At 37.0% G+C, this 12,827-nt stretch carries 7 protein-coding genes; 3 read left to right on the top strand and 4 right to left on the bottom strand.

Going from position 1 to position 12,827, the window contains the following annotated elements:
- Nucleotides 1-351 precede the first annotated feature (351 nt).
- The 3 genes from speF (at nt 352) to HMPREF3129_RS17500 (ending at nt 4,713) form a co-directional block, all read left to right on the top strand.
- Nucleotides 352-2,514 (top strand): ornithine decarboxylase SpeF, encoded by a 2,163-nt coding sequence (gene speF / locus HMPREF3129_RS17510; RefSeq protein ID WP_004244853.1) that lies wholly within the window; start codon nt 352-354, stop codon nt 2,512-2,514.
- A 63-nt stretch (nt 2,515-2,577) separates the two neighbouring features.
- Nucleotides 2,578-3,906, top strand: a complete 1,329-nt coding sequence (potE, locus tag HMPREF3129_RS17505) for a putrescine-ornithine antiporter (RefSeq protein WP_070487160.1) — start codon at nt 2,578-2,580, stop codon at nt 3,904-3,906.
- A 129-nt stretch (nt 3,907-4,035) separates the two neighbouring features.
- The gene (locus HMPREF3129_RS17500) at nt 4,036-4,713 is read left to right on the top strand and encodes a TetR/AcrR family transcriptional regulator (protein ID WP_083297159.1); all 678 of its coding nucleotides are present in this window, start codon (nt 4,036-4,038) and stop codon (nt 4,711-4,713) included.
- 267 nt (nt 4,714-4,980) lie between these two features.
- On the opposite strand, the gene HMPREF3129_RS17495 is transcribed toward HMPREF3129_RS17500, so the two are convergent.
- The 4 genes from HMPREF3129_RS17495 to HMPREF3129_RS19080 all read right to left on the bottom strand — a co-directional run.
- The gene (locus HMPREF3129_RS17495; protein ID WP_070487159.1) at nt 4,981-6,240 is read right to left on the bottom strand and encodes an HlyD family type I secretion periplasmic adaptor subunit; all 1,260 of its coding nucleotides are present in this window, start codon (nt 6,238-6,240) and stop codon (nt 4,981-4,983) included.
- 19 nt (nt 6,241-6,259) lie between these two features.
- Entirely contained in the window at nt 6,260-8,422 is a 2,163-nt protein-coding gene (locus tag HMPREF3129_RS17490) for a type I secretion system permease/ATPase (protein WP_036919896.1), read from the bottom strand.
- 24 nt (nt 8,423-8,446) lie between these two features.
- Nucleotides 8,447-9,700 carry a TolC family protein gene (locus HMPREF3129_RS17485; protein WP_001985440.1) on the bottom strand — a complete coding sequence of 418 codons (1,254 nt, stop codon included), beginning with the start codon at nt 9,698-9,700 and terminating at the stop codon, nt 8,447-8,449.
- Nucleotides 9,701-9,804: 104 nt separating this feature from the next.
- Nucleotides 9,805-12,827, bottom strand: a 3,023-nt coding sequence (locus HMPREF3129_RS19080; RefSeq protein ID WP_254668264.1) for a beta strand repeat-containing protein, incomplete at its 5' end; no start/stop codon positions are given.

The raw sequence follows: 12,827 nt of genomic DNA, 5'->3' as shown, positions 1-12,827 counted from the left end.
GGTTTGCATATTACCAGCGTATGGATAGTCAACCTCTTTACCATTATAAATCACATTTTATGTGACTATAATGGATTCTTATTGATCATTCATATTCCTGGTTTTTATGCATAGTAATGTGCAGTTAATTAGTTCTTATTATTGGTGATTTTGCTAAAAACATATTACTAAAATTATAAAAACCATCATTCTATACATTATTTTTATACGTGATGACATAAATATAAACGTGATTTTTATAACTCGACACTCTATCGAGGGAAAAAACTCGCATTTATAAAAATAAAAAAACTGAAATATTTTTACTTAATATTTCAGCGGGAATTTTTTACCAAAAAAAAGGTATTAAAAATGAAAAGTTATAAAATAGCGGTCAGCTACGATATGTCTGACTATATTTCAACCCACCGTGAATGTGTCGATATTCTACATACTGATTTTTCTGATGTTGCCGTGATTATTATTTCACTTAATGACATTCAGAATGGAAAGCTTAATTTAATTGAACAAAATAGCTTTGAACAGCCTATTTTTGCCGTTATTAATAAAGATGAAGTTATCCCTGCTAATATTATTAATCGATTAACTGGTGTAATTGATTTAAATAAAAAAAATAGTGAGTTATATAATAAACAACTAGAAACTGCAGCGTTAAAATATGAAGAGAGTCTATTACCTCCTTTTTTCGGCAGCTTAAAAAAATACGTTGAACAAGGAAATTCAGCTTTTGATTGTCCTGGGCATCAAGGAGGTGAATTTTTCCGCCGTCATCCTCTAGGTAACCAATTTGTCGAGTATTTTGGTGAAAACTTATTCCGCTCTGATTTATGTAATGCCGATGTTTCTATGGGTGATCTGCTGATCCACGAAGGTGCCCCATGTGCCGCACAACAACATGCAGCAAAAGTCTTTAATGCCGATAAAACTTATTTCGTTCTTAATGGTACATCTTCCTCCAATAAAGTCGTTCTTAATGCCTTATTGGCACCAGATGACCTAGTATTATTTGATCGTAATAATCATAAATCAAACCATCACGGAGCATTAATTCAAGCAGGAGCAACGCCTGTTTATCTTGAAGCTGCACGTAACCCATTTGGGTTTATCGGTGGGATTGATGCTCACTGTTTTGAAGAAAAATATCTTCGTGAACTCATCAAAGAAGTCGCCCCTACACGTGCAAATGAAAAGCGCCCTTTCCGCCTAGCCGTTATCCAATTAGGTACCTATGACGGAACAATATATAACGCACGTCAGGTAGTCGATAAAATCGGACATTTATGTGACTACATTTTATTTGACTCCGCGTGGGTGGGCTATGAACAGTTTATTCCAATGATGAAAGATTGTTCTCCACTTCTACTTGAACTGAATGAAAACGATCCGGGGATCTTAGTTACACAATCTGTACATAAACAACAAGCGGGATTCTCTCAAACCTCACAGATCCACAAAAAAGATCGCCATATTAAAGGTCAAAAACGCTATGTAAATCATAAACGTCTCAATAACGCCTTTATGATGCATGCCTCAACTAGTCCATTCTACCCATTATTTGCAGCTTTGGATGTGAATGCCAAAATGCATGAAGGTGAGTCAGGTAAACGTTTATGGATGAATTGCGTAAAAACAGGGATTGAAACCCGTAAATTACTCCTGCAATCCTGTAAACATATTCGCCCGTTTATTCCAGAAACTATCGATGGCCGTGCATGGGAAGATTTTGATACTGATGAAATTGCCAATGATCTCCGATTCTTTAATTTTGTTCCGGGAGAGCGCTGGCACTCATTTGAGGGATATGAAGAAAATCAATACTTTGTTGATCCATGTAAATTACTACTAACCACCCCAGGTATTAATGCCAAAACAGGAAAATATGAATCATTTGGTGTTCCTGCCACCATTTTGGCGAACTATCTACGTGAAAATAACATTATTCCTGAAAAATGCGATCTTAACTCCATATTATTCCTGCTAACGCCTGCAGAAAGCATGGCGAAAATGCAGCATCTGGTCGCACAAATTGCTCGCTTTGAACAATTACTGGAACAAGATGCCCCACTGAAAGAGGTACTTCCATCAGTATATCATGCCAACCAAACACGTTATCAAGGATACACCATCCGTCAATTGTGCCAAGAAATGCATGATATGTATGTGAAATTTAATGTAAAACAACTGCAAAAAGAGATGTTCCGTAAATCACATTTCCCACAAGTCAGTATGTTACCTCAAGAAGCCAATATCGCTTTTGTGCGTGGCGAGGTGGAGTTAGTTGCCGTGGAAAAAATTGAAGGCCGTATCGCCGCCGAAGGTGCTCTACCTTATCCACCAGGAGTACTGTGTGTAGTGCCAGGGGAAATTTGGGGTGGCTCTGTACAGCAATATTTTCTAGCGCTAGAAGAAGGAATTAATCTATTCCCGGGATTCTCACCGGAATTACAAGGTGTATATATCCGCAATGATGAGGACGGTCGTTTGCGGGCATATGGCTATGTAATTAAGCACTGAGTTAATTAATTTATGCGTGACGGAGTGTGAATAAGCATGCTCCGTCAGCCGGAGAGTAAAACGATGAGTACTTCAAAAAATAAAATGAGTGTATTGCAACTCACTATATTAACTGCGGTGAATATGATGGGTTCCGGTATTATTATGCTACCGACCAAACTAGCCGAAGTAGGAACCATTTCTATTTTATCTTGGATTGTCACTGCAGTCGGCTCTATGGCTCTGGCCTATGCATTTGCTAAATGCGGTATGTTTAGCCGTCGTAGCGGAGGAATGGGAGGGTATGCCGAGTATGCCTTTGGCAAATCGGGGAATTTTATGGCCAATTATACCTATGGTATTTCCCTGTTAATTGCCAATGTCGCTATCGCAATTTCTGCTGTGGGTTATGGTGCCGAACTGATGGATGCGACAATGACTCCGTTAGGTATTTGTATTGCAACGATTGTTGTATTGTGGATCTGTACAATAGCAAATTTTGGTGGTGCGCGGATCACCGGACAAATAAGCAGCATCACTGTCTGGTGGGTGATCATCCCTGTTGTGGGTATTTCAATTATTGGCTGGTGGTGGTTCAATCCTGAACAATACATTAACTCTTGGAATCCACATAATTTTCCATTCTTTGAAGCCGTAGGCTCTTCTATTGCCATGACCTTATGGGCATTTTTAGGTATGGAATCAGCTTGTGCCAATAGTGAAGCGGTTGAAAATCCTGAAAAGAATGTTCCTATTGCTGTATTAGGTGGCACATTAGGTGCAGCCGTTATTTATATCGTATCAACAAATGTTATCGCAGGTATTGTGCCAAATATGGATCTGGCAAACTCTACCGCGCCATTTGGCTTAGCCTTCTCCCAAATGTTTACCCCAGGTGTTGGGAAAATCATTACGGCGCTAATGATTATGTCTTGTTGTGGATCTTTACTTGGCTGGCAGTTCACCATCGCACAAGTATTTAAGGCGTCATCGGATTCTGGTTATTTTCCAAAAATATTTTCTGCAGTTAGCAAAGCTGATGCCCCGGTAAAAGGAATGTTAGTTATTGTTGTTATTCAATCTGCACTGTCACTGATGACCATCAGCCCATCACTAAATAAACAGTTTAATGTACTCGTCAATCTAGCAGTTGTGACTAATATTATTCCTTACATCCTTTCTATGGCGGCAATGATTATTTTACAAAAAGTCGCCAAAGTGGAACCTCATAAAGCGAGAACCAGTAATATCATCGCATTTATTGGGGCTATTTATAGTTTCTATGCTCTGTATTCATCTGGTGAAGACGCTGTAATGTGGGGGGCATTAGCCACATTCTTGGGATGGACACTATATGGTTTTGTCTCTCCACGATTTGAAATGAAACAAAACCAAGACCTAATGACAAAATAACACACGCTATTCGTTATATTCCTCCCGCATAAAATTCCAGCGGGAGGAACTTTTCTCACAACAAAATAATCAGCATTGACAGGTACTTAATAAGCTACCTGTATGCTCCCCTGTCGTGGAGATAGCAAAATGATGATATCAGAAATCACCAAACCGAAACGAGGACGTCCCCCCAAAAATCATAGTCCTAATACAGATGTAAAAAATATAGTTATTCAAAGTGGTATAGAAATGTTTTCTGAAAAAGGCTATATCAGTTCAGACATTTGTAAGATATTAGAAAAAGTTGGTATCCCGAAAGGATCATTTTATTATTACTTTGGTAGTAAAGAAAAATTTGGTTTAGTCGTCATCCAACATTATGACAACTTTATTTCTAAGCAACTAGATAACTATTTGTCTTATACTGCATTACCTTTCCCCAAAAGACTATTAGCATTTTGTCACATGATAAAATCAGAAATGGAAAAGTATCATTGGCAACGAGGATGCTTAGTAGGTAATCTCATACAAGACATTGTTAATTTACCCATTAGCTATTATAAAATACTGAATAATGTGATTTCTGGATGGCAGAAAAAGGTAGAAAATTATCTTCTAGAAGCACAAAAATATAAGTTTATATCTAAAAACATTGATTGTAGACAAATGGCTATTTTTTTCTGGATGGGTTGGCAAGGAGCAATAATGCAAGCAAAACTAACCTGCTCTAATCAGCCACTAGATATATTTATCTCTATTTTTATGGCGCAGGTGTTTGATATTCCTCAACATGAACTAGAAATTACTAAAAATAGAATAATTTAATATCTCTATACTTAATATACTGAGTTTATAATTAACTAATAGTTAACTATTATTTATAACAGAAAATTAGATTAATATATTCAAATGATAAATATATCATCATCTAAATAATATATTGAATTAAAAACTGTTTCGTGAGAGAAAATATATACTAAAACTCAACTTTAAACATCCATGTAAAATCTTCTTATTTAATAAATAGTATATAGGTAATAGCTTGATAACAGGTCATAACTGCTTCTATGATAGTTATGACCTCAAAAATTATTACCGCTCTTGTAATGCCTGCTTCATTCTTGTTATAGGTTTGATCAAATATTGGAAAACCGTTTTCTCACCTGTTTTAATATCAACACTGGCGATCATACCCGGAATAACAGGAAGCTCTTTTCCATTTTTATCCGTAAGATGACTACTTTGAGTTGTGACCAATACGCGATAAAAAGCTTCATCTTGATTAAGTTTTAAATCACTAGGTCTTTTTTGATCATGCAATGTATCTGGGCTTACCAAAGTCACGACGCCTTCTAACCCACCATAAATCGCATAATCATAAGCAGTCAATTTTACTAATGCAGGCATACCAGCACGTACATAGGCCACATCTCGAGGACTAATATAAGCTTCAACTAATAACTGCTCTTCTAAAGGAACAATTTCCATTATATCCTGCCCTGCTGAAATTACTCCACCAACTGTATTAATACGGATATTTTTCACAATACCTCTTAATGGTGCACGTATTAAAGCACGTTCAACAGGATCAGCTCGCCCTGCCATATTTTCCCTTGCTTGAGCTAATTCCGCTTCTGTTTTAACTAATTCAGCCCCAGCTTCAGTTAAATATTTATTTTTCTTTTCATCTATTTGTAATTGAATATCGGCTGATTGCCTCTCCATTCTTAATAATTCCACAGCAGACATTGCACCTTGTGCAACTATTGGCTTAGTGATAGAAATTTCTCGGTCTAACAATGCTTTACTTTGTTGTAAATTGTCTATTCCTGATTTCAATGCGTCTTTACGTATCTTGTATACTGTTGTTTCACGAGTTACTAATTCTGTTGATAAACCTTCTGGAAAGCTAAGCTCAGTAGAATAAGCCTCCGCTTTAAGTCGTGCTCGTATTGCTTCTAGATTAGCAACTTTTGCTTCACTTTCTCTTAAGATAGCCGATGTTCGAGTATCATCTAGCGTTAATAATACTTGACCTTTTTCAACTATATCCCCTTCTTTAACTTGCATACTTTTTAATATGCCAGCATCCAATGTTTGGATTATCTGCTCGCGACTGCTAGGAATAATACTGCCTTGACCACGAGTTACCTCTTCAAGATTACTATTCCATGCCCAAATAACGAAAATAATCATAAAGATCAGCAATATTGTGATCATCATAAAACTTTTATGATGTTTTTCATTCTGAAGTGCTGCATGCAAGTCATTTAGAAGTGCTAAGTCCTTATTAGAAAGAACCTCTTTAGTATGACTTGAAGGCATCAGGTGTTTTTTATTTAGTTCATTCATTTCACATTCCCAATCTTACTTATCTATTTTGGTTTTTTGAGTGAGCAGTTATTTGTTTTTCTGTTTCATTTTTAGCTAACTGCTGTAAAACCGCATCTCTGGGACCATCCATCACAACTTTGCCGTTATCAACAACAATTATTCGATTGACAATACTCAGTACCTGAGGTCGATGAGTAACAACCAATAATGTCTTTGAGCGACACCATGCTGAAATGGCATTTAATGCCTGAATTTCTGAATATTGATCAAGCCCCGTTGTTGGTTCATCAAGTAAAACAATTTTGGGATTTCTCAACGTCATTCTAGCCAAAGCAACAATTTGTTTTTGTCCACCAGAAAGACCTAACCCATTTTCTCCCAAGGACATATCTAATCCCCTAGGATGTTTTTTAATAACTTTATCCAAACCAAACCGCTTCAGTGCCACAATCAAATCTTGATCACTAGAGAAGCCATCCATACGGGCTAAATCAAGATTTTCTCTTAAACTACCTAAAAATAACCTTGGCTCTTGTTCTAATAACAAAATCTGATTACGCAAATAATGAGGATCTATTTGGCGAATATCGACATCATCTAGTGTGATACTCCCTTGCTCTGCAGGATATAATCCAGCTGCTAATTTTAAAGTCGTTGATTTACCACTGCCAATACGCCCAAGTATTCCAACTTTTTCACCTGACTTTATTTCAAATGATAAATTTTTCACTACACTGCTACTATCTTGGTTATAAGCAAATGAAACATTTTGGAATTTTATATTTCCATTTATTTGTTTTAACGTAATATATTTCCTAGCTGGTTCACGTTCTGATGGTCGCTCAACAATGCCATTAACACCTTTTAATGCGACCCAAGCCTGTTGAAAGCGCACAGCTAAACCCGCAATCTGTCCTAATGGTGATAACGCTCTACCAGATAAAATAACCGTTGCGATTAACGCCCCCATTGTAATTTTACTTGCAGGATCATCGCTATGAATCAAATAAGTACCAATAATAACTAAAAATATCGTATTTAACTGTTGCATCATTACTGCAAAATAAATAACAAAATTACTGATGTTTTTAACTTTCATTGATGAAGATGCTGTTTTTGCTGTGTAATAATCCCAACGCTTTTGCGCCCAATTCATGGCATTATTCGTTTTTAATGTTTCTATGCCTTCAATCGCTTCTACAGCTAATCCTTGCCTTTGAGATGATTCCTTCATCGATTCATTAATATATTTGGATAAAGGGATCTGAGCTAAAAGTCCGACAATAATAACCAGTGGAATTATAGTAAGTGGCACAAAAGCTAAATAGCCTCCAACAAGCGCAATTACAGATACAAATAAAATTAAAAAAGGCATATCAACTAATGTTAATAAACTCGCGCTCGTCATAAAATCACGGACAGATTCAAAATCTCGTAAATTATTAACATAGGAGCCAGATGATATAGGTTTTTCCTGTAACTTAAGATTTGTGACCTTTCTAAATAAAGCAGAACTGATAATTAAATCAGCTTTCTTACCAGCAATATCAGTTAACCGGCCTCGGAGCATTTTAGCTGTAAATTCAAATAATATTGCAATAATTACCCCGATACTTAAAACCCAGAGTGTTTGATATGACTTATTAGGTATTACTCTGTCATAAACATTCATGACATATAATGAACTAACAAGTGCCAAAAAATTAATAACAAAAGTAGCAAGAATGATTTGATAGTAATACTTTTTAAAGCGCCATATAACTTTAAAAAACCATGCTTTAGGCATCGTATATTCAGGCAATTCTGAACGAACATCTTCTGTAATACGTGGCTTAATGAACCAGCAATAACCTAAATATTTTTCACTTAATTCAGATTGTGTTAACCATATAGATAAACCATCTACTTGCTGAATTTTATATTTACGTTGTCCAGTTTCATCAAATGAAACTTCGGTTAAAACAGCACTCTCTTCATTTTTTAATAATAATAATACTGGCATAGCTAGAGAGGGAATATCATCTAATAATCGTTGTGATAATGTATTTTCAAATCCTTCACTTTTCAGATATTCAACCAGTGATGAAAAATCAATTCCCATCTTTGTAGTACGGATTGTATGTGCAGTCAGTGTAGCCACAGATAAATGTGTGCCTAATAACTGGGTTGTAAGAGAAAGACCTTCTATGATCAATTTCATAACTACAATATTTACCTTAATTTATTAGTGAGTGTGTGAATTAAGTGCCCAGTGCGAAAGTTTTCCTTGTGCATACAAATAATCAAGCATCCCGTACCTAAGATCACTCAATGTCGTGGCATAAGATAATTCAACATCAGATAACTCTTTTTCTGCATTCAAAACATCTAACAAAGAACGGCGTGCAACATTAAATTGCAATTGATAAAAATCGACTACTTTTGTCGATGATAAAATTTGTGCATCTAATATCTTCAATTTTTGAGTACTTTTTTGGATATTAATTACTGATAAACGTCTTGCTTCTTCAATATCTCTAATCACTCTCTCCATTCTCTGTTGTGCCGCGTTTAATTGACTTACTTTTTCATCAATAGAATATAATGATGAAAAATTAATAATGTCCCATGTCACATCAATGCCTATCTGACGATCATCTTTAGTTATATTTCCAGTTAAATTAATTCTTGGTAATTGTTTTTTATTTTCTACTTTAACGCCCATTTTTTTAGCATCGATATCAGCCTGACTCACGAGATAAGCTGGATTTTGATTATTATTTTCCGCAGTGAATTCGCTATACATATCACTGACCGTCATTCCATCAAAAGGATTGACAAGATCGCTTTCACCAACGGGGAAACCCGTATATTTTGATAACGTACTTAACGTTGTCATTAATTCTTTTTCATAATAGTTAATATCTTGTTCTACTAATATTTTTCTTGCTTCTGCCTGAACATATTCAGAAACACGCCCTTCATCATTACGGGCTATCACATTTAATTCAGATATAATCTTATTATGTCTATCTAAACTTTTTTTCTTTACCGCAATAGATTCTTTAGCTAACAATGCTTTTAAATAGAGATCTGATATGGTGTAAGCGACATTTTCTTTCGTTTCGCTATATTTAAATTGATAATAGAGTTGTTCTTTTTCATTACGTTCAACATCATTTTCTATTCCACCGAAAGAATAGATATTTAATTCACCTCGTAACCCTGGAATAAAACTATTATTGTCATAGTCGCTTTTATCTCTATGATATTGTCCTAATAATTTATTTCCAGTTACGCTTATTACGGGAAAATGTTGAGCTCTAGTCTGATTAACTTTTGCAACGGCTATATCTATATCAGCTTTAGCTTCTAATAACTCCGGTGCATTATTTAATGAATTATTTAATATATACTTTAAAGAGTTTGCATGTGAATTAAATAATACACCTCCTAAAATAACAAACGTTATTATTTTGAGTTTATTTATAGAAAACACAGATATTACCTCTAATAAGAAAATATAATCTAAATATAAAAGTTTTATGATTAGATAATAAGGCTGCCCGAAAGAGCAGCCTTAGATTTAATTACAACAGATAATTAAATAACACCTCCATTATCGATAATATTATTATCAATATAGACATTAGCACCACTTGCACTGCTATAAAGAGTGTAAGTATGTTCAGTACCATCTAATGCGGTTGCTTTTGTTGTAGTGGCAGTAGCTGTAAATGTACCTAAACCTCCAGCACCATCGGCACCTAAATCCACCTTATCATTAGCATCACCGGAAATATAAATCGTTGAATTTGCATTCATTCCCAACACATCAGATGCGGTTAACTTAATAGTCTGAGAGCTATTGTCCACTTTCAACTCACTGTTAACCGTCATATCGACTTTTTCGAAATTAGCAATACCTTCATCAGTCTTAGTGGCCATATTTACCGTAATCGTACCTGATAAGACTAAAGTATCAGTTCCCTCTCCCCCATTAATATATCCCTGATTACCTATAGGTGAAGGATCATAATCTTTTGTCAAAATCACAGTATCATCGCCAGCACCCGCATCAACTGTCAGATTTTTACCAATTGTGCCTAATTTTATGGTGTCATTGCCATCTTCACCATTCACTAATGTCGCGCTAACAGAATCCCCCATAACACCAGCAGTAGCATCAAACACATCATCTCCTGCCCCTAGTGAAATAGTTGTGTTATACGCACCTTCAGTGACAGTAACCGTATCATTGCCATCCCCCATAGAAACAGTGGCACCACCATAAATCCACCCAGCAGTTAGAGTGTCTGTATTATCACCAACAGAAACATTACCAGTCAGATTTTTAGTGATAGTGATATTATCACTACCATATCCACCTAAAATTTCACCGGAGACAGAACCATAAATAGTGACAGTATTAACATCTGTGACCGCATCAATGTTATTGTCATTACCTAAGCTTAAATTACTGCCATCCTGATAAACAGAAAGATACTCATTTGGCATATTTGACTTATCTTGAGTACCACTACCCAGATCTAATAAACCGGACAATTCGGTATTATTTTGATCATTGGCATCACCTTGAGTAAAGGTATCACTACCTGAGCCAAGATAGATTTGACCAGCATTGGTTACCCCTGTACGTTTAATCGTAACGGTATCATTACCAGATTCCATAAAGAGATAACTACCAGCATACATAGAACGTAACGCTGTATTCATGCCGTCCATAGTAAAGGTATCATTACCTTCACCAGCATAGACTCGTGTATTGGTTAACATATTACCGCGGATCACCATCAGGTCATCACCAGCACCTAAATCAACAGTTGTAATACTTTGATTACCATCTGTTTTTGTGCCATCAGGTCCATTATCCTGCGAGTTAGCAAGATTGCTGTATGATGAAGTTTCGCTACCATCCTGATAATAACCAACATAAATCGTATCATTGTAATCTGTCGTTAGCTTAGGATCTTTTTTACCGCTATCAACTCCGATGGTATATCCAAAGTCCCCATTTTCAGCCACCGATGAGGATAATGAATACTTCAGTGTAAAATCGCCGTCCAGATTACGTAATGAAATAGAGTTGCCATCATAAATAACCCCCGTAGCAGAAGCACCTGCATTATTTACTGTATCAGTTACAGCGGTAGCGTTATTAGATGTTCCCGTAATGGTTGCAACAACTTTCTCCATACCTTCAGCATTAAATGCATTTTGGTTAGCTTCCATTGTTGGATCAACTATAAATGAAACACTCTTAGATCCAGCAGGAATAACAACCGTTACAGTTGAAGCTCCATCATAGGTTACTTTACCAGTGTCCCCATGTAGGGCGATTTTCCCATCATGCTGAGAGCCTGCAAGCGTTGAATAATCCGGCGCACTTGCATGACCTGCATCATTTGTTAAGGTTATGGTTACGGTCACATCCTGTGCTGCAACATAATCTAGAGCAACGGTATATACTAATCCGGTAGTATCATCCTTGTCCTCTATTGTTGCAGGAACTTCTGTTATTTCACCCGAAACAGAAGCATCAGCACTAATCTTATCTCCATTGTCATTTACTGATGTTGTATCAACACTAATACTCACTGTCGGTAGCACATCTGTTTTGGACGTTGCTGTTGCTGGAGCACTTTCATTACCGCTTGGATCTTTAGCTATTGCGGTTACTTCACTGTTATCTTTTACATTATCAGATGGAATAGCGGTGTTATTGCCCTGACTGTCTGGGATCAAATTAGGATCACTAGATGTCCAACCATTATCCCCTTTCTCCATTGTTACAGTCTGTTTATCCCCTTTTTCATCTTCAAAGGTAATTTCTACCGTATCGCCTTTGTTGGCATCCCCTGGCAGTTCAACAGAAACAGAGCCATTATCCTCAGCATTTAATACAGGGGTAGATGGGGCAACGGTATCTACAGTGAAGTCCGTTGCTTTACCTTCACCACTCGTGTTACCTGCGGGATCTGTAATTTCTGCTTTAACAGAATAATTACCATCCGGAGTTGCTTTATCTGCAGGAATAGTCACATCGGCTTTACCTGCCGTCACTTCATCTGCAGTCAGTGTGTGTTCAACGGTGTCGGTTGAGCCGTCTGGTTTAGTAATAGTGAGTGTCAGTGTGTCACCTGTCGCACTCCCCCCCGGTACAGTCACTTCGGTCTGTACGCCATCTTTTAGCTCGTCAGCATTTACCCCGTCCGTAGCTTCTGGAATAGTCACTACCGGTGTTGTATCCACCACACCATCACCGTCTGTATCGCCTGGGATTTGCGTATCAACCATAAAGTCCGTAGGTTTACCCTGACCACTGGTATTACCCGCCGGATCAGTAATTTCTGCGGTAACAGAATAATTACCGTCTGCTGTCACTTTATCTGCGGGGATTGTCACATCGGCTTTACCTGCCGCCACTTCATCTGCAGTCAGTGTGTGTTCAACAGTATCGGTTGATCCATCTGGTTTAGTTATAGTGAGTGTCAGTGTGTCACCTGCCGCACTGCCTCCCGGTACAGTCACTTGTGTCTGTACGCCGTCTTTTAGCTCGTCAGCATTTACACCGTCCGCAGCTTCCGGAATGGTCACCACCGGTG

The organism is Proteus sp. HMSC14B05 (assembly GCF_001808035.1).
Lineage (GTDB): Bacteria > Pseudomonadota > Gammaproteobacteria > Enterobacterales > Enterobacteriaceae > Proteus > Proteus mirabilis.
This window is presented reverse-complemented; position numbering and strand designations above follow the sequence as displayed.